Source organism: Prevotella sp. 885 (assembly GCF_002265625.1).
GTDB lineage: Bacteria > Bacteroidota > Bacteroidia > Bacteroidales > Bacteroidaceae > Prevotella.
The window spans coordinates 39,385-58,863 of the sequence record NZ_NOVE01000002.1 but is presented as its reverse complement, the minus strand read 5'-3'; the positions used below and the strand labels follow the sequence as shown (position 1 = coordinate 58,863).

General features: G+C 47.1%; 19 protein-coding genes. 8 read left to right on the top strand and 11 right to left on the bottom strand.

Translation table 11 applies throughout. The features are described from left to right. Positions 1-7: 7 nt before the first annotated feature. The gene (locus CHL74_RS01045; protein WP_094879277.1) at positions 8-1,255 is read right to left on the bottom strand and encodes an efflux RND transporter periplasmic adaptor subunit; all 1,248 of its coding nucleotides are present in this window, start codon (positions 1,253-1,255) and stop codon (positions 8-10) included. Further along, positions 1,240-2,568 (bottom strand): TolC family protein, encoded by a 1,329-nt coding sequence (locus CHL74_RS01040; protein ID WP_094879276.1) that lies wholly within the window; start codon positions 2,566-2,568, stop codon positions 1,240-1,242. Before CHL74_RS01040 ends, CHL74_RS01045 begins: the two co-directional genes overlap by 16 nt. A 237-nt stretch (positions 2,569-2,805) precedes the next feature. On the opposite strand from CHL74_RS01040, the gene CHL74_RS01035 reads away from it, so the two are divergent. Then, positions 2,806-4,149: a uracil-xanthine permease family protein gene (locus tag CHL74_RS01035; RefSeq protein WP_094879275.1), complete on the top strand. Its 1,344-nt coding sequence runs from the start codon at positions 2,806-2,808 to the stop codon at positions 4,147-4,149. Positions 4,150-4,803: 654 nt separating this feature from the next. Here CHL74_RS01035 and CHL74_RS01030 read toward each other — a convergent pair. From CHL74_RS01030 to CHL74_RS01020, 3 genes are all read right to left on the bottom strand, one after another. Then, on the bottom strand, positions 4,804-6,090 hold the full coding sequence (locus CHL74_RS01030; protein WP_094879274.1) for a porin family protein: 1,287 nt from the start codon (positions 6,088-6,090) through the stop codon (positions 4,804-4,806). 6 nt (positions 6,091-6,096) lie between these two features. Beyond that, a complete protein-coding gene (locus CHL74_RS01025; protein ID WP_094879273.1) occupies positions 6,097-6,669 on the bottom strand; it encodes an RNA polymerase sigma factor in 573 nt (190 codons plus the stop codon). A gap of 141 nt (positions 6,670-6,810) precedes the next feature. Beyond that, complete coding sequence (locus tag CHL74_RS01020; RefSeq protein ID WP_094879272.1) at positions 6,811-7,587, bottom strand: hypothetical protein; 777 nt, start codon at positions 7,585-7,587, stop codon at positions 6,811-6,813. Positions 7,588-7,709: 122 nt separating this feature from the next. Between CHL74_RS01020 and CHL74_RS01015 the strand changes: the two genes are divergently transcribed. Both CHL74_RS01015 and CHL74_RS01010 read left to right on the top strand, forming a co-directional pair. Further along, complete coding sequence (locus CHL74_RS01015; RefSeq protein WP_094879271.1) at positions 7,710-8,393, top strand: energy transducer TonB; 684 nt, start codon at positions 7,710-7,712, stop codon at positions 8,391-8,393. 1 nt (position 8,394) lies between these two features. Beyond that, positions 8,395-9,012 (top strand): radical SAM protein, encoded by a 618-nt coding sequence (locus CHL74_RS01010; RefSeq protein WP_094879270.1) that lies wholly within the window; start codon positions 8,395-8,397, stop codon positions 9,010-9,012. A 75-nt stretch (positions 9,013-9,087) separates the two neighbouring features. Here CHL74_RS01010 and CHL74_RS01005 read toward each other — a convergent pair whose 3' ends face one another. The 6 genes from CHL74_RS01005 to CHL74_RS00980 all read right to left on the bottom strand — a co-directional run bounded on the left by CHL74_RS01005 (position 9,088) and on the right by CHL74_RS00980 (position 13,707). Next, positions 9,088-10,443, bottom strand: a complete 1,356-nt coding sequence (locus CHL74_RS01005; protein WP_094879269.1) for an alanine/glycine:cation symporter family protein — start codon at positions 10,441-10,443, stop codon at positions 9,088-9,090. Positions 10,444-10,938: 495 nt separating this feature from the next. After that, positions 10,939-11,178 (bottom strand): hypothetical protein, encoded by a 240-nt coding sequence (locus tag CHL74_RS15660; protein WP_176452138.1) that lies wholly within the window; start codon positions 11,176-11,178, stop codon positions 10,939-10,941. Positions 11,179-11,430: 252 nt separating this feature from the next. Continuing rightward, entirely contained in the window at positions 11,431-12,102 is a 672-nt protein-coding gene (locus CHL74_RS00995; protein WP_094879268.1) for a GNA1162 family protein, read from the bottom strand. Next, a complete protein-coding gene (locus tag CHL74_RS00990) occupies positions 12,099-12,443 on the bottom strand; it encodes a DUF4810 domain-containing protein (RefSeq protein WP_094879267.1) in 345 nt (114 codons plus the stop codon). The genes CHL74_RS00995 and CHL74_RS00990 overlap by 4 nt, the downstream gene beginning before the upstream one ends. Beyond that, positions 12,443-12,781: a hypothetical protein gene (locus CHL74_RS00985; protein ID WP_094879266.1), complete on the bottom strand. Its 339-nt coding sequence runs from the start codon at positions 12,779-12,781 to the stop codon at positions 12,443-12,445. Before CHL74_RS00985 ends, CHL74_RS00990 begins: the two co-directional genes overlap by 1 nt. Next, positions 12,778-13,707: a CsgG/HfaB family protein gene (locus tag CHL74_RS00980; RefSeq protein WP_094879265.1), complete on the bottom strand. Its 930-nt coding sequence runs from the start codon at positions 13,705-13,707 to the stop codon at positions 12,778-12,780. Before CHL74_RS00980 ends, CHL74_RS00985 begins: the two co-directional genes overlap by 4 nt. Positions 13,708-13,990: 283 nt before the next feature. Here CHL74_RS00980 and CHL74_RS00975 point away from each other — a divergent pair, with 283 nt between their 5' ends. From CHL74_RS00975 to CHL74_RS00955, 5 genes are all read left to right on the top strand, one after another. After that, entirely contained in the window at positions 13,991-15,310 is a 1,320-nt protein-coding gene (locus tag CHL74_RS00975; protein WP_094879264.1) for a site-specific integrase, read from the top strand. A 45-nt stretch (positions 15,311-15,355) separates the two neighbouring features. Further along, positions 15,356-16,684, top strand: coding sequence for a tyrosine-type recombinase/integrase (locus CHL74_RS00970; RefSeq protein WP_094879263.1), 1,329 nt, complete (start codon positions 15,356-15,358; stop codon positions 16,682-16,684). 129 nt (positions 16,685-16,813) lie between these two features. Continuing rightward, complete coding sequence (locus tag CHL74_RS00965) at positions 16,814-17,431, top strand: DUF6088 family protein (RefSeq protein ID WP_141241188.1); 618 nt, start codon at positions 16,814-16,816, stop codon at positions 17,429-17,431. Continuing rightward, entirely contained in the window at positions 17,428-18,441 is a 1,014-nt protein-coding gene (locus tag CHL74_RS00960; protein ID WP_094879261.1) for a nucleotidyl transferase AbiEii/AbiGii toxin family protein, read from the top strand. Before CHL74_RS00965 ends, CHL74_RS00960 begins: the two co-directional genes overlap by 4 nt. Beyond that, positions 18,438-19,247: a hypothetical protein gene (locus CHL74_RS00955; RefSeq protein ID WP_094879260.1), complete on the top strand. Its 810-nt coding sequence runs from the start codon at positions 18,438-18,440 to the stop codon at positions 19,245-19,247. Before CHL74_RS00960 ends, CHL74_RS00955 begins: the two co-directional genes overlap by 4 nt. Positions 19,248-19,479 lie beyond the last annotated feature (232 nt).

Sequence of the window (19,479 nt, the reverse complement as noted above, 5' to 3'; positions counted from 1 at the left end):
ATTATTACTATTTTAAAATTAATACTTCATTGTCCTTGAATGCTTCGTAGCCGCTGGTTATTACCTTTTCGCCAGGCTCCAAGCCCTCGGTCACCTCATAATACTGCGGGTTCTGGCGGGCTATGCTTATTTTGCGGCGGTACGCCTTCTTGCCCGAACGGTCGAGCACGTATATCCAGTTGCCGCCGGTGGTCTGGAAGAAGGTGCCGCGGGGGATTAGCGTTGCCTGCGACGACTTGCCGAGAGCCAGCTCCACGTAGTAAGTCTGACCGCTGCGCATCTGTGCTGGACGCGAGCTAACGAAGACGAAGTCGGTGCGGAACGATCCGTCGCGCACCTCAGGATAAACCTTGCGGACACGCAACTGATATTGCTTGCCGTCGCGCGTGATGGTGGCGATGAGTCCCGGACGCACACGGTCGATGTAGTGCTCGTCTATCTTCGCCTCTATCTTGAAGTCGCTGAGATCGTTTATCTGTCCGATGTTCTGACCAGCCTGTATGTTCAGACCAAGCTCCACGTCCAGCAGTCCCAACTCGCCGTCGATGGCAGACCGCACCTCCAGCTTGTTCTTGCGCTCACGAACGAGCAGCACGTTCTTGCACATATTCTGAAGATTGTCCTCCATCTGCGCCATCTGGACGTGACGATAGACGCTGTCCTGCTTCAGTCGCTGACCTATAAGACGCTGCTTGCGCTGAGCGAGATTATAGTCCTCGCGGCTCTGAAGATAAACCTCCTTGCTTATCAGCTTCTCCTTGTACAGGCGCGAGTTCTGCTGAAAGGCACGCAGCTTGCGATTGCAGTCCATGTCGAGCGTGGCTTCCTCCGTGCGGTTGTTGAGCCTGTCCTGCTGCATGGTCACCTGCGTGTTGCGCAGCAGGTTCTGCTTTTCGGCAAGTTCAGCCTCAGCATTGAGAATCTGCAGGTCCAGATTGCTGTTGCTCAGTCGCAATATCACGTCGCCTTTCTTCACGCGAGTGCCTTCCTCAACAACCTTTTCTCTCACGATGCCTCCCTCTTCAGGCGATATCTGCACCACCTGGATGGGCACCACCTGTCCGTTAAGACGCACATAGTCGTCAAACTTGCCACGTGTGACATCGCTCACCGTGACGTCAGCTCTCTCTACGGTCATCGTGCTCGCCGTGCTGCCGAACACTATCCACGTGAGCAGCGCCACCACTGCCACCGCCGCCGCAATATACAAAGCATAACGGCGAATGAATGATTTCTTTTCTATAGGTCGGTCCATAATTTTTCTCCTTTATAATATGCTAATAGCTTTTTGTTATAAGCCATTGTCAGCTGGCTCTGCAACAGCCTTACCCTACTCTGCAGCAGCGTCACAGCTGCCGTCTTAACGTCTATGGATGATGCCAAGCCTTCCTCATACTTGCGTGTGGTGAGGCGTGAGGCGATGCTGTCCGCCTCCACCTGTTCCTGCATCTTCTCCACCTCCTTCGTGCTGTTCGCCACGTCCGAGGCAGCCTCAACAATGATGCGCCGCAGTTCAGACTGCTCGTACGCGAGGTTCTCCTGCGCCTGAACGAGAGCCGTCTTGCGTCGGCGTATCGTGGAATACGAGGCGAGGCGGTCGAACAGCGGAATAGAGAGCGACAGCCCTACGTACTCGCCGGCGTTGTTGCGGAACTGGGAAGAAAAAGAAGCGTGTCCGCCCTTATCCATATTGCGGAAGAAAGAAGTGGACACGCCACCAGAGAGAGAGATTGTCGGAAGTAATGCTCCGCGTGCTGCACGCAGACTGTAGCGTGCCGCCTCCACATTCTGCTGCGCCATAAAGATGCGCGGATTGTCTGTGGCGGCGAAAGCGGATATCTGTGAAGCGTCCTCGGCTGTGAGGATTTCGTCATCGAAGGACGGTTGTATGACGGCGAGAGCGGAGTCAACGGGTAATCCCATCAGTTGCTTCAGCGCCAAACGTGCCTTGGTGGTCTGACTCTGCATGTGCGCCAACTCGTATTCGTCAGCGGCAAGCGTGGCACGCATCTGCGCCACATCGGCATCGCTCTTCTGCCCCACCTCAGCCATCACACTGGTCTGACGGAGCAGTTCACGGCTCTCGTCGCGCTTCTTGGCGGTCTGGCTGACAGCGCCTTCGCAATACACGAGGTCCATGTAAGCCTTATAGACCTTCAGCGCCACATCGTCCTTCTCTGCCCTTACGCCGCTGCGACCCATTGCCTCGTTAGCCTTGGCAAGCCGCAGATTGTTGTATCGCTGCAAGCCGTCGAACACCACGAGCGACGCCTGCAAACCGTAACCGTTGTATAATGTACTTACATCAGTGTAGGTATTGGTGGACGGGTCGATGGCACGACCGAAATTCATCTGTCCGTCCACGGAGCCGTAGACGCTCGGCAGGAACGCGCCGATGGCCTGTGTCTTCGCCGCACGGCTGTCCTCAAGCGCGAACTGCTGCTGGCGCACGCCGTGACTGTGGTCGGCAGCATACTGCATGCAGCGCTCCACGGTCCAAGGCTCTGAAGCGGACAGCGGCAAGGCGGCAGCAATGACGTAAATAATAAGAAGTAGATGCTTCATCATGTCGTTTCTTTGTTTTTACGTTGCAAATTTAACGACTGGAAACGTACGACGTAATAATGAATCGGAAGAAAAACAAGAAACGAAAGCAAATCATACGAAAAGTGTATGAAAATCATACAATAGCGGTGCGTTGCACCGAATTTTGCCTTATCCATTAGGCAATAAAAAATGTGTATAATCGTTATGATATATAAATATACTGTATATATATCCATTTAAAACAAACCTCATAATATTATGACCACAGACAACCAGGGCATATACGATGCCCGTGAATTGGGTAAGCCCAAATTTGTAGTACTCGGCATCCAGCATCTGTTCGCCATGTTCGGTGCCACCATTCTCGTTCCCCTCATCACCGGACTGGACGTCAGCGCCACATTGCTCTTTGCGGGTATAGGCACGCTCATCTTCCATTTCGTCTCGCAGCTGAAGGTGCCAGCCTTCCTCGGTTCCAGCTTTGCGTTCCTCGGAGGCTATGCTTCCGTCAAGCAACTTTGCGTGGCGCAGGGACTGACGGACGAAGTGGCGCTCAACTATGCCTGCATCGGCGTGGCAGCCGCCTCTCTGCTCTACTTTGTCATGGCATTCCTCCTCAAGATGTTCGGCACGGAGAAGGTGATGCGCTTCTTCCCGCCAGTGGTGACCGGTCCGATGGTCATCGCCATCGGTCTGACGCTTTCAGGCTCCGCCATCAGCAACTGCCAGCAGAACTGGCTGCTCGCCATTACAGCCATCGTCATCGTCATCAGTACGTCTATCTGGGGCAAGGGCATCATAAAGATTGTCCCCATACTCCTCGGCGTGCTCGGCTCGTACGCCTTGGCTGCAGCGATGGGCGAGGTTGACTTCACGAAGCTGAGCGAAGCGGCATGGATAGGTCTGCCCATCGACATGGACCGCACAGCCATCTCCGTCTTCAAGGATCCCAACTTCGACCTTATCCTTACCTCCATCATCGCCATCTTCCCCATCGCCTTCGCCACCATCATGGAGCACATCGGCGACATGTGTGCCATTCAGAGCACCGTGGGCAAGAACTTCATAAAGGATCCGGGACTTCACCGCACGCTCTGCGGCGACGGACTTGCTACCTTCCTCGCCTCTCTCTTCGGTGCACCTGCCAACACCACGTACGGCGAAAACACGGGAGTGCTCAACCTCACCAAGGTGTTCGACCCTGCCGTTATCCGCCTCGCCGCCTGCTTCGCCATCCTGCTTAGCTTCTGCCCGAAGTTCGCTTGCCTCATCGGTCTGATGCCGGCTGCCACCATCGGCGGTGTGAGCCTCATCCTCTACGGTATGATTTCGGCTGTTGGTGTGCGCAACCTCGTTGAGACTTCCGTCGACTTCTCTTCATCGCGCAATGTCTTCGTCGCAGCTCTCATCATGGTGGTGTCCATCGGTGTGCAGTACGGCACGGACGGTGGCGTACAGATTGGCTCCGTCTCATTCTCAGGTTTAGCTCTCGCCGCCCTCGTAGGCATCTTCCTCAACGCCATCCTTCCTGACCAGCTCGGCATGAAAGTGAAGAGCTTTAACGGTAAGGAGAAGAAGCATAAAGCGGGCAGAACTGATTAGACACAATATTTGCATTTCTGATGCTCAATACTATGAGCTGAGCGCACGAAGAAATCTTTGGTGCGAAATTCTTGAGTTTTGAGCGTGCAGCGATAGTGCATTGACACACAGCTGATTATGCTGACGGGGAAAGAAGTGTGCAATGAATACAAGCATCATAGGGTTGCAATAGCGCCACTTTTGCACTCTAATAGTGCCACTTTTATCATACAATAGCGCCACTTTTACACTCTAATAGTGGCACTATTGGACTGTAAAAGTGGCGTTATTGTTAAGTATGGGTGCTGTTTGCACAGCGTAACACCATAAAAATAGCAATCCAGGACTCTATAATCAATTTTTATTTTGTAACAGCTTTTTACTCTTTGTACGATATTTGCATGGCATAGCCACGCACCCACGAACAACCAGCAGATTGATAATGAACTGCGGGTTCCGCGGAGCGGGACCTATATTATGAAACCCACTGCAAGCTGCGAAGCAGCGCAGCTGTGGGTACGTGAGATACTTCCACCCCATATAGTTCCCCAAAGGGGGACTGACGCATCCCGTATGATGTTGAGGAGAAAACCTGCAATAGTAGGCTGCGTGGCTACGGCGAGACGCCATAGCCTCCTAAGTTTGCCTTGTCTGCTGTAATTCAAAAATCCAAATTCAATATTTAGACAACTTAAACCTCACTCCCACGTTAAGATTGAAGTTCAGGGGCTTTTCCTTGTATATGGTCTGCAGCGCCGAACCGTCGTCGAAGTAATAGCTGAGGCCAGGCTCGGCGTAGATGCCGACATTGTCAATGATGTCAAACTGTATGCCTACTCCGGCGTTTACTGACATCTGCAGAGGCTTGCTGCTGATGTCTTGCGTGTTGGTGTATTTCATCGTATTGTTCTCAACATACCCCTCGTCCGTAGTTCCCGACACGCATTTCTCCGCCAGCACTCCCGCCGTGCCGTACAGCACCAACCATCTGAATGACGCCACCTTATAGCTTACGTTCACGGGGATGCCGACGTAATGCAGGCGTTGTTCTCCAATGTATTTGCTCTCCCTTGAGGCGTCCTTGATGTCCGACGAGAGGCGCGTATAGGTCAGTCCGCTGCTGATGCTCAGCCGGTCAGTCAGAGCGTAAGCCACGCTCAGCCCTATGCGTATGGGCAGATGATGATCATACTCCGTCTTTGTTTCTATGTCGCGGTTGATGGTGTTCATGTCCAGCATGGGCGAGTCCTTCGTGTCCGCAACTCCCGGAGATGAGAGCACAAGGTGGTCGCCGTAAGCGGTAGTGGTGCCCGATGCGCCCAGACCGCCCATTGCGCCCGTGCAGACGCTCCATCGTGACGGTGCGTCTTCATCCCCTCTTCTTTCCGTCATGTCGTTGAAAGCCAGGAGATTGTTGTCCGGTTTTTGGGGAAGCACATAGCTGTCCTCACGTTTCGCCGGCTTCGTCACCGTCTGCTTGTTCTCCTCCTTGCTGTTCTCCTCCTTGCTGCTAATCTCCTTAACGTCTGTCTCCATTGAGGCAGAAGCCAATGTCGGTTGCTCCGTAGAGGCATTAGCCAATTTAGGCTGCTCCGACAATAAATCGTCCGCAGAATGCGTGGCTTGATCAGCGCAGATGTCCGTAGGCTCGTTGCCGATGGGCTTCTGGCTGGAAGCAAGCATATTATGATGATTAGTTGTGTTTGTCGCTATATTAATATTGTCCTTCGTGTCATTGCCGAGGAAATTATAACCTATGACGAGCGCCACGCTTGCTGCGGCAGCCACACCAGCCACGCGCCACATTCTGAACTTGGCTGTACGTTGAGGCTTGTGCGTCAGCATAACACCATCATTCAGCTTCGGCATTCTCCGGCTGATACCTTCCCAGAGTCCCTCGGGCGCATCCTTCTCGTAGCTGCCCAAGCGGTCGTGTATGTCTTTTTGCCAATTTGTTTTCATTGTGTCTTAAACTGAATTGATGGTTCTATACTGTTTTATCTTTCTCGCCAACATCGCCTTCGCCTTAAACAGCTGCGACGCCGAAGTGTTCTCCTTGATGCCGAGCAGCGCGGCTATCTCCTTATGACTCTTGCCATCTATGACATAAAGATTGAACACCGTGCGATAGCCTTCCGGCAGTTCCCTCACAAAGCCGAACAATACGTCCGTCGGAATGTCTCCCGTATCAAGGTCGGAGTCAGGCACGTCCAGCAGCCGTTCGTCCATTTCGACGAAATTGAGTCGGCTGTCGGTGCGCAGGAACTTAAGAGTTTCGTTAAGCGTAATCCTCGCCATCCATCCCCTCAACGATCCCATGCCGCGATATTCAAAGTCGCCGATCAGCGTGAATATCTTAATGAACGCCTCCTGCAGCACGTCCTTTATGTCCTCGTCATTGGTAAGATAACGCGAGCATAGGGCAGACAGATAGCGCACGTGCAGCCTATAGAGCGACTCCGCGGCTGACGTGTCGCCCTTCTGCACTTTCCGCAGCAGGCGCTCCTCGCTATGTGTCTTGTTAAGGGTTATTCCGAACATTCTGATATTGGGTTGACATCCATAAAAACCACAAAGGTGGCAAATCTTGCCTGTGAAGCAAGAGAAAATAATAACGTCTGCAAAAATAGCGAATTATGAAGAAATATACAAGTAAAGGGAAAACTGCAATTTATAATCCCTTTACCTTCTGCGTGGCACCATCGGTCCGTGTCCGTTGTTCTTCATCACCAGCTCCTCAACAAGATGCTCTATCAAGTCGCCCAAGGGGAGTTCTACGGTCACTTTATTGGAAATCTTGAATGCAGGCGAAATGATGGGAACGGTCTCCATCTTGCGCTCGAACGGATTGTAGCGGCGCTCCACACCGAGATTCATGTAGAAACGGCGGTTGCCAACGGTCATATATCCGCCGTAACTTGTGGTAGGCACATACGGGAATGCTGCCATGCAGATAAACGGGTTGGAGTTGTAGTAAGTGCCGAAGACGGTCAGAGAAAGGTTCGGGCTGAAGCTGTAGGCTATCTGTCCAGACACGCCGTATTGCGAGGTGACGCGATCGTAATAGAGGTAGCGGTTGGCAGAGAGCATGCCCTGCACGGTCAGATCGCCAAGACTGTACTGCACGCCGCCACTCACTGACTGCACATCCATCAGTCCGATGTAGCTGCGATAGTTTCCTACGGCAGTAAAACTCAGATTCTTCGACACTTCCATCGACGTAGCCTCCGTATGGCTCGCATCATAACCGTAGGCAAGCGGCTGCTCTACAGCGAACGACATAGGCATAGGCGAAAGCATGACTGGCGTGGCAAGAACATCAGAAGACGCCATCGCCTTCATCATCAGAATGTCCGAATAGGAAGGCGTTATAGGCTGTGTCAGCCCCGACACTTCCTGCGCCGCAGCCCCCATCGTCATTGCCGACAAGAACATCAAAAAAGCCATCAGTTTCTTCATATCTCACTACGTTTTGTTGTCAGTCACAAAGATACAAAGAATTATTTGCTAAATCACAAAGAGTTTTGCTGATAATATGTTATTTTTGCAAATAAATGTAATACACCTAAAACCAACTATATATGAAAACCAGAGGACGCAATATCTGCGATACGCTTAAGGCTATCCGCAAGGAAATAGCGGATGCCAACGGAATTGAATATTCACCCGAGGAATGTCACTTCAAGGGCGAATGCAGGGGAACTTGCCCGAAATGCGAGCAGGAGGTGAAAGACCTGGAGTATGAGTTGAGACTCCGACAGATGGCTGGAACGGCTATCAAGGTGGCAGGCGTCGCTGCTGGAATAGTTGCCATGACTGCATGCTCGAACAGCAAGATACAAAGAACGGCTTCGGATAATGCCAAGCCAAGAGTGGAGAAGCCAGCGGAAGAGGAAAGTCCCAGACTGTTAGGGATTGCTCCATACCGTCAGCCGGAAGAAACAAGCAGCAAGATATTCGGTGCTGCCGAGGAGATGCCTTCATTTCCGGGTGGCGAGAAAGCATTGATGCAATACATCAAGGACAACACCTATTATCCGGAAGAGATGTGTGAAGGAGCAGCTCAAGGCAGAGTGATGGTCGGCTTCGTTATCAATGAGGACGGAAGCATTAGTGATGTAAAGGTATTGAGAAGCCTTACGCCTGAATTTGACGAGGTGGCTGTTAAGATTGTGAAAGGTATGCCGAAATGGAATCCCGGTAAACAGAACGGCAAAGCGGTGAAGACAAAATACACAGTACCCGTATCTTTCCGAACAGAATAAAATGACAACAGTTCCACTTATCTGCATCGACCGCCACCGCCTTACGATAGACGGTGAGGGGGTCACCACGCTCGTGGCGTTCCACGGGTGTCCTCTACATTGCAAGTACTGCCTCAATCCGCAATGCCTTGAAGCCGAAGACGTATGGAAGGAAACGGACGCGGAACTCCTGATGAAGGACGTGGAGATGGACAATCTCTACTTCCTCGCTACGGGAGGCGGCATCTGCTTCGGTGGAGGCGAACCGCTCTTGCGAAGCTCCTTCATCAAGGAATTTTGCGGGCAATGCCCGGAAGGATGGCAGTTTACGATGGAGACAAGTCTGAACGTGCCTCGCCGCCACTTGGAGGAAGTGGCTCCCTTCATCCATTCCTTCATCATCGACATAAAGGACATGAACCCCGCCATCTATCAAGCCTACACGGGCAAGAGCAACCAGCAAGTCATAGACAACCTCGTATGGCTCTCCACCCATGCCAAGCATAAAGACAAAATCATCATCCGTCTGCCGCTCATTCCTCAATTCAATACGCCGGAAGACCGGGAGCGCAGCAAGCAAGCATTAAAGCAAATGGGATTTGAGCGGTTTGACGAATTCGAGTATATTTGCAGACATTAGATGCAATTAGTGCATCAATGATGCACCAATTTGTGTCACAAAAATAAGACAATTAAGGGAGCAGGAAGGCTGAGGTCAGTCGTTCATCTCGCGGTCGAGCCGGTTGCGCCACAGATACTTGCGCGTTTCGTGTACGATGACGCCGTTCAGACCTATCAAGGACAGAAGATTAGGGATGGCCATGAGCGCATTCATGCAGTCGGCAATGTTCCACACAATAGTGAGATTGGCGACGCTGCCGACAAAAACGGCAACGATGTAGAGCATGCGGTAAGCGTGAGTCCAGCGCTTACCCTTGAGATATTCCATAGCACGCTCACCATAATAGCCCCAACCGAGAATGGTGCTGAAGGCGAAAGTGAGCAATCCGAAACTCAATATGAACGGACCGATGACGGGAATCTTCGAGAAAGCCATCTTCGTAAGCTCCGCACCATTGCTATAGTCGATGTCAGGATAGGCAATGATGCTGCTTACGATTACGAGTCCGGTGAGCGCACATATCACCACCGTGTCCCAGAAAGTGCCTGTGGAGGAAACCAAAGCCTGGCGTACCGGATTCTTGGTACGGGCAGCGGCAGCGACAATAGGAGCCGAACCAAGTCCAGACTCGTTGCTGAACAGTCCGCGTGCAATGCCGTAACGGGCAGCCATGATGACTGAGGCACCTGCAAAACCGCCACCTGCGGCTTGCGGCGAGAATGCCGAACAAACTATCAGCCTGAGCGCAGGCATCACATAACCGGCATTCACACACAATATAAATATACATCCCAGCACATAAAGCAATGCCATAAGCGGCACCAGCATGCTACAGACCTTCGAGACGCTTCGTACGCCACCGATGATAACAGCCGCCGAAAGAAGCATCAGCACGCCGCCACTCACCTCAGTATTGATGCCGTACGAGGCGTGCATTATCGTGGAAATGGCATTGGCCTGCACCGTACAGCCGATGCCGAAAGCAGCAATGGCTGTAAACACGGCAAACAACATTCCCATCTTACGCCATCCCAAGCCACGTTCCAGAGTATACATCGGACCACCAAGCATGCGTCCACTTTCAGACTTCACACGGTATTTTATAGCAAGCAACGCCTCGGAATACTTCGTCGAAATGCCGAACACGCCTGTAAGCCAGCACCAGAACACCGCTCCCGGACCGCCTAACGCCACCGCTGTGGCAACGCCAATGATGTTTCCGGTGCCGATGGTGGCGGCAAGGGCTGTGGCAAGCGCCCCGAACTGCGACACATCACCCTTCTGCGACTTGTCGCGCTGTACGGAAATACGGATGGCTGTGAACAGCTTACGTTGCGGGAAACGCAAGCGGACGGTAAGAAAAACGTGCGTACCAAGTAGCAGTACAATCATGGGCCAGCCCCAAAGAAACGAGCTTAGCGTGGCGAAAAAATCGTTGACGTTATCCATATCTAATGTGTATTCATTGTTATCCCGACGGCTTTCAATATGCTTCGGTTTGCCATAAAGCCATTGCAAAATGCTTTATAAAACGATGCAAAGGTAATAAAATATTTCTTAATGATGGTTCACACGTCACAATATTTGCATTGACAGACACAAACACATTCCATACCCCCAAACTCAAACAGTTTGGTTTACGCATTGTTTACGCAGAATTTAGGAAGTGAGCAGAACTTCCAACAATTCATTGGCAAGTTTGTTGTCTACCACTTTTATCACATTGTCCTCTTCTGTTGCATAGCCAAGAGTATTTACAGCGCCATACCATACGATGTCTTTGTCTAAGATAGTTGTGCACACGGAAACCTTGCGGAATTTTTCTGTTCCTTACAAGCTCTCACTGTATAACAATAAATCCAGACAATCAGGCACTTACGTTATGCGTGCATCCTCTATTGCAAGTAAAAACCGCATGTAAAACCTTGTAAGCGCTTGTAAATTTTAGCCATTTACAAGCGCCCAAGTCGATTTATTGCCAGCTATAGTGGTGTTGCTAATCTTTCCTTCCTTTCTAAGTTTGCGCAAGAGATTACTCAGAACTGTCTGGATGTCATCAACAAGAATATAGCCTTGAATGCCGACATTGAGAGACTGACAGATGACAGAAAGAAACTCATTGGCGATGAGTCCAAACTTCTTGAAGACCACCGAAAGGCGAATAAGGAAATCCTTACTCGCCATTTCTATGACATGTCTAATATGATGTCAAGAAATGAAGGTGTGTGGTTGTCAAATGGTTGGGTAAAGACTTTGCTTTGGATTTTCTTGCCGAGTTTCCTTTATACGATCATTTCGATTGCTTTTTGTCGTTTCGTATATAGACATGTAAAACGTAATAGAGATAAAAGAGCCTCGATGGGATATTCTTTCCACCGAGGCTTTTGTTACACTATTTCGTTCTTTGCCAAATAGTAATTGTCGTGTGTCCCATGTCTATTTCACTGTTGCTTTAACAAACTTCTTGCCAGCAGGATTCTTTGAATCTTTTTCGTAAAACTCGGAGTATTTGCCAGCAGGTAAATCTGTTAATACGTATGCATTACATTTTCTTCCTGCAATGACCTTGTCTGTTGCAGCTGTGTTAACAGCAGTTGCTATGAGACCGACTATAGCCCCAAAACCACCGCTACCACCATTTACGCTTGTGTCAACCTTGATATTGCCTTCGCGTGTGTAAAGTGTTTGCCCAGTCTTAGTAGAGCGAAGAATGTATTCAACATCAACCGTTAGTTTCCCACCAACGTTATTACGTTTCCAATTTTTGATAATTGTAAACATTGCTGCATCAGCGCCCAGTACCTTGCGGAATATGGAGAGGTCACCTTCCAAAAAGTTTTCTGCATCATATGCACTTTCTTGTTGGAACATCTCCATCGTTAAATACGGAGAAAAGACATAGTATCCTTTCTCACATAGAGGAAGGTACATGGTTGTGTAAAAATAGTCTTTTGCCTCTGCATGCGTAGTCTGGTTTATAGGAGGCATAATGGCGATTGTTACAGGCTTTTCTTCATACATAGCCGGATATTGTTCACCCATTGTTTTTGTCGAAGAACATGAGACAACAACAATTGCCGTTAGCACAAGCATTAATATCTGTTTCATTTTTCTAGCTGTTTAATGATTCGTGAAATATAAGTCTCAGATTCGGGATAAAGCTTCATCTCTTGCTTAAGATAATTCAAACCTTCTTCTTTCTTTCCGCCCATGTAAAGAGCGTACCCATATTCTGCATAAAGTCCTGGGGGAACTGTTCCACGCGAGCCTTTTTGTTTTTGGATGAGTTTAAGATATTGATCCATCATCTTCACCTTTAACTCATCTGTACGTTTTTTGTTATACTGGTATGTAGCATCCTCATAGTTGTACCATGAGTATAAGGGTTTGGTTGAGCTGCATGAGGCAAAAAGTCCAATTATAGCTCCTAATAGAATTATCTTTTTCATTATGGTAATATTATTTGTTTAACTTCTTGGGTTGATACGAATATCTTCTTTTGATAGATGTTTTTACCATTATAAGATACTGTTAAGTTTCTTGTTCCTACAGCAATGCCGTATTGAGAGCCACGTCTGTTTGCTTTCGAATTCTTAACGACTTTTGCGATAAATGGCATGTTATTATCAATTTTCACTGCAACATTTTTACCTGCATATTCATTCGAACTGACAAATAAAAGGTAAGCAATGTCTTCTTTTCCACTTTCTTGCGCAACTGGAAGATGGGCGCGACATCCAATCAGTAAGAGAGGTATGACGAATAATAGAGTTATTAATTTTTTCATTTCATTTGCTCAATTATATAATTATTCATTGTAGATTCATTAATGGGCTCTGAGGTATCCACACTAACAAACGAATATTCTGTTTCGGGAGTATCACCGCCAGTAGAAAGTATGGTAGCTGTACCAATCTGTTTGCCTGGGAGGTTTATCATTATTCCCGTCTGTGGATTCTTAACCTTTTTACCTTTTGTTTTGATGGCAAATTTCATACCTTCTTTAATACCTTGGCTTGCTCCTCCAGCTATAAGCGTACCATCGGCATCACTTGAAATGATGTATGTTTTCCAAGGACTATTTGTACATTTATTGATAATGTTTTCGACTAGTTGACCGATAGCCTCTGAAATAGCCTTATCGCTCAGCGTAGCATCAAAGCTTGCTGAACCTCCAACACCCATTGTTGTTTTCGTTGTAAGTTCTGCACTTCCTTTAGCTTCATCCGAATAAATGATTAGTCCTGAAGAAACATCAACTAAACGAATAGCAACAGCAGCTTCAACTGTTTGGGTCTTTTGTGAAGAGAAAACCCCATTCTTACCTGTGTTTTTTCTTCCAAATTCTGTTATGGAGCCAATAATCATGTAATCAGCACCAATAGTAGCAGAACCTCCACCATTCTTCTGGCATTCTTCTAAGAGTGTCGAAAGGTCACTACGTTCAAGAAGAATAAATTTTCCCGAAGAAGCTAGCTTTGTTGAAAGAATGTCCAAAGCTTGTTTTCCCATAGGATCGTTTTCCTTGTCGTAGAAAATGCCTTTAGCATATTGGGTCTCATTTGAAAAACGCCCAATTGCTACTTTACGCTTCAATACCATTCCATCATCTTGGACTTGGTTTGTAGGTGTTTCTACGATGACTGTCTTTCGTTGTGCTGATGCTAATTGTATTGACATCAACAGAGCAATCAATAAACAAAATTTTTTCATCGTTGTTGTTGTACAAATAAACCAACGACTCCCTGATTGGTCCGTTATTTCATTAAGTTTGCCATATACATATATAAAAGCGTGGAAACTGTATATACTAAAACAACAATGATTCGACTTGATTAATTTTGACGATAATACCTGCAAATAACTGATAATAAGGAAGGAAAGTGCAAAAACCAAATCATAAATAGATTTAAACGAATCATAGTTTATTGGGGATATGTGGGAACATTTACGGGAAAGATATTACCTTTGTGGCTGAAATAAAAAACATAGGAACATGAAGATTACCATCATCACAAAGGAATGCAAGACCAAAGACAAAGACGCTCCTGCAAAAGCCAATCTTTGTTTTCGACTCCGAGATAAGGGTGTTGACCTCAAAGTCCGTTCCGACATTGAGGTTATGCTTGACTATTGGGACAATGATGCACTTTCCTATCGAAGGACAAAGAAATTACCATCTGACGAGCAGAAGAAAGTCAAGGTTTTGGTGCAGACCATTACAACGGCTCTTAGCGAGCAGTATAACTCTGCGACTGCTGATGTTGCATGGATGAAGAATGTGATTGATGAATGTGTCAATTCAACTTCAAGGTCAACAGAGACATTGACTACAGTTGTTTCGAGAATGGAACAATACATTGCGGAACATCCCATGAGTCCGAAATCAGCACTCGTTTATAAACCAACAATCAAGAAGCTTCAACGCTATGAAGCCTACAAGAGGGAAATAGAGGGAAAGGAAGGCTTCACGCTCTATTGCGAGACAATCCGCCCCGAAGAGTATCTTGATTTTCGTGAGTATGTCATAAACGAATATATTCATTACAATGACTACCCAGAGTTTTATGAACAGTTCAACCTTTGCATGCACCCTCCCAAGCAGATGTCAAGCACACAGATTATAGGTATCATGCATCATCTGCGTATTGTTGGGCATTGGTGCATCAAGATGGGGTTTACAACAAATCGCTCATGCGATGCGTTCACTATTCCAGCAGCGGTACAAGGCACACCTTTTTATCTGACGATAGAAGAACGTGACAAGGTTTACAATGCAAACCTACATAACAAGCCAGAGTTAGAAGTGTATCGTGACTTGTTCATCTTCCAATCAATGGTGGGTTGTAGAGTCGGAGACCTGTTTTCTTTTACCAAAGACAATATAGTCGGTGACATATTGCAGTATCTTCCACACAAGACCATGCGCAAACGGTCGCAGACCGTGAGCGTCCCGCTTACCACAAAGGCTATGGAAATATTAAAACGTTACGATGGCAAGCAAGAAAAGCTTCTGCCGACAAAGCAAGTGTATCAATACAACGAGGGCATCCGTGCCGTGCTTCGAGAATGTGGCATTAACAGAATGGTTACTATCCTTGACACCGTCACAGGAAAGGAGGTTCAGAAGCCAATATGTGATGTCGCTACAAGCCACATGGCAAGACGCAACTTTATCGGCAACCTATACAAGAAAGTGAAAGACCCCGAGCTTGTGAGTTCCATGACAGGACATGTAAACGGAAGCAGAGCTTTCGCCAGATACAGAGAGATTGATGAGGAAACGAAAGTAAATCTTGTCAACCTCATCAACTAACGTTTATACAATCTACCAGTTATACCTCATTATATATAGAGTAGCATGAAAGTAACAGCATTCATCCGAGAAACCTCGGCAAAGAACAACATAACCGACCAGGCGCACGTTTATTTCCGTGTGCGTGACGGAAAGACTGACATCAAAGCTGTCAGCGAGTTATCCATCAATCCTAATCATTGGAGCGCGGAACGGCAGGGTTACAAGACACGTGTGGCTCTTGTAGCGGAAGCAAAGCGCACGGCATTCGACAAAGCCGTGCAGGACATGACGGCGCTTATATCCGCACAATATTATCATGGAGCGGACAGCCGTTGGCTAAAAGGTGTTATTGAGGAGTTTCATCATCCAAACATCAACATCCGCCAAGGCAGAAAAGGTGACGAATACAGCCTTGTGTATCAATGCCAACAGTATGCCGAGAACCATCCAATGGAAAAGGAATCCATAAGGCATCATGAGCATAACGTACGTAAGCTGCAGCACTTCGAGCGTTTCCAAAGGGAAATCATGCGTAGACGAGGTTACACCATGCGACTTGATGCCATAACAGCCGGTGACTTGCGTGAGTTTCATAAATATCTGGTAAACGAGGCTGAATATTATGAACATTACCCTCAAATCTTCGATGACATAGAGGAGCGTTTCAAACCACGCCAACTAACGGAAAATTCCATCAATACTATATTCAGAAGAATACGCACGGTTGTGAACTGGTGTTTGAAGCATAATATCACGACAAACGACCCTTTCGCCACCTTTGAGATGCCTAAGGTGCTGGACAGCCCTCCATTCTATCTGACACTTGAAGAGCGTGACAAAGTCTACTATGCCGACCTCAGTAACGAAACACCATCCACACAAGTATATCGTGACATATTCATGTTTCATTGTCTCATCGGTTGCCGTGTGGGAGACCTTGAAAAGATGACACGTGCCAACATCGTTGATGGTGCTGTGGAATACATTGCTGAAAAGACAAAGAACCACAAGCCACGCACCATCCGAGTACCGCTCAATGATAAGGCGAAAGCGATTCTCGCTAAATATGCAGACCTTGAAACGAGGTTGTTGCCAAAGATAAATCAGAACATATACAACCGTCAGATTAAGAAAATTCTAAAACTGCTCGGCATTGACCGCATGGTGACTGTTATTGACAACAAGACTCGTGAGCCTATACAGAAACCAATCTGCGATATTGCGACAAGCCACACTGCAAGAAAGACGTTCATAGGCAACCTATACAAGAAGGTGAAAGATCCAAATCTTGTTGCATCTCTTTCGGGACACACAGATGGCAGTCGAGCTTTTGCACGTTATAGAGAAATCGACAACGAGATGAAACGCGAGCTGGTGAAATTGATAGACTGACCTATTGCGAGTTTGCCAAAATTGCGTTTCAAAAACGGTTATTAAATAAAAACGTTGGCGTTTAGAAGAAAATACTATACCTTTGCAGACGAACAAGAACCAAAAATATAATAAAAAGGTTTCAAAAATATGGTACAGACATCAAGCCAAAGCACTGTAAATAAGATAGAAATGAGGCTTAGAGGGAAAGGACGTGGTTCGATAGTTTTTCAACAAGACTATGCAGACTGCGGAACACCATCAGCCGTGAAGTCAACATTCCATCGGATGTACACCGACGGAATGTTGGTGCGTCTGGCTCATGGTATCTATTATTACCCCAAAGAGGACAAGGAATATGGACTTGGCTTTATCTATCCGTCTGTTGAAGACATTGCCCAGGCTATAGTCAAACGAGACAAGGCTAAGATTGTACCTATGGGAGCATATGCCTTGAATCGTCTCGGATTGTCCACACAGATGCCCATGAATGTCGTGTTCCTGACCAACGGCGCACCACGTAGGATAAAGATCGGAAACGGGCGTGGCATCCTGTTCAAGCATTCTTCTTCGGGCAAGAACTTTGCCTATAAATCAGAGCTGATGATGCTTGTTGTAACAGCCATGCGCACCATAGGCGAGAACAAAATAACCGACGAGGAACGCAACGTGCTTGTCGAGCACGCAAAGAATGTAAACGACAACGATTTCAACCATGATATAAAACTTGCCCCTGCATGGGTGCGCAAAATACTAATTGTACGATGAAATTCATAGACATACCAGAAGATAGACAACGTGAAGCTATCAATACCGTGGCATTGCAGACCGGATTACCGCCGTCAAGTATCGAAAAGGACTGGTGGGTAACGCAGGTGTTGAAAGTCCTTCATACTTTGCCATATGCAGAACATATTGCTTTCAAAGGAGGTACAAGTCTCAGCAAATGCTGGAACTTGATTGCCAGATTCTCCGAAGACGTGGATATTGCACTCAGCCGAGAATTCCTTGGCTTTAGCGGTGAATTATCGAAAACTCAAATCAGCGACAGACTACGTCGCACCGCCTGTTCTTTCGTAAGAGAGAAGATGCAGCATGATGTAAGGAAAGCTTTAGTGGATTTGGGCATACGGGCAGATGCCTTTAGTGTGGATGTTATAATCACACCAGTTACGACAACAGACCCAGAGGTGATAACTATAACCTATCATAGTTTGTATGAAGTATCACCATATATCAAGAATACGGTAAAGATAGAAATCAGCGGCAGATCGATGATAGAGCCTATTGAGAAAAAAGCAATCAACGCTGCTATTGACGCCCATTTCAGCAAAGCTCCATTTGCAGAAAAGCCATTTGAGGTGAACGCTGTCATTCCAGAGCGTACATTCCTTGAAAAGGTTTTCCTGCTGCATGAAGAGTTCAGGAAGAATGAGGTAAGAGTGGAGCGTATGTCTCGCCATATATATGATTTGGCAATGATGATGGATTCTGAAGGTAATATTGCATATCGTGCAATCCACAACGAAGCCCTGTATAAGGCGGTACTTGAACATCGCAGAAAGTTCATCGGACTTAAGGGCTTCAACTATGATGAGCTATATCCTGCCACATTATGTATCGTGCCCAACGAGGATATTGCAAGACTATGGCAAGATGACTATAAATTCATGTGTGAGCACATGATTTTCGGACAGGTGCCTTCTTTTGATGAACTGATAAGCAAGTTGTCAACGCTCAACGAGCAAATTAGACAGTTAAATTACCGAAAGGCATGAACATAAACGAACTCGGCGAGGATCTTGAACAGCAGTTCGGCAAGCCTCGCAACATAACAGAAGAGAACGTTAGGTTCATGCTTTCGCTCATAAAGGAAGAATTTGATGGAACGAAAGTGAACGAAAATATCGAAAAGCCAAGTCTTGAAGCCTTCGGCATGACCATTCTTGCTGTTATGTCATACCAAACTACGCCTTGGGAAGAATTGGCAAAGAAACCTTCAATCCGCAAGACACTCAAATATATTGCCATTAGAGGAAACTGCCATTATGACGAGATGGAGGCATTGACCAAGGAACTGATACGGAAGCACTTTGATGGCATTACCCAAAAGATGGTATTAGGGTTCTTGAAGATTATTCGTGGGGTGTCGAATGAAGAACGTCCGACCAAACTTATTGAATATACTCCATTCGCAGCCCAATACTATGCTATCCAGTACGGACTTCACCAGCTTATCAGAGGTGAACATCCAGATGATGCAGCCGTCATTATCCATTGTGCAATAGAGGACGGCATATTGTTCCCAACAATTCCTCGCAGTCTGCTGGTCGATGAGTTCAACCTGAAGAAAAGTAGTTTCGACAAGTATTTCAGCAAGTATCATATAAACCTGAAATACGAGTCCGATGCCGTCAAGAAACAGGTTGAGGAGAAAATCAAATATCACAGAAGGTCTTTACGAAATGCCATAGGCTACAATGTCACCAATGAAAATAAAGTGCACTTCTACGACCGCAAATTAGGACGCAAGAACTTCCTTTCTATGATTATTGCATATTGTCGCAGCATATTTCGTTTCTGACAATCTGCTACCATTTACAATCCTTAGTCAAACGTAAAACAGCATTTGGCTAAGGATTTTTGATGTTGTCACGTTAATTCCATTAACAAAGAGTAGTCAATAGTAGTCGCATCCTAATGCCTATTCAAATCTCATCGAGAGCCGTCAAAAGCCATATACCTTTGCACCGTCAATCCGACAAATCAGCGGATTGACGGTGTTTCTTTTTTATCACGCTGCGAGAAAGAGCATC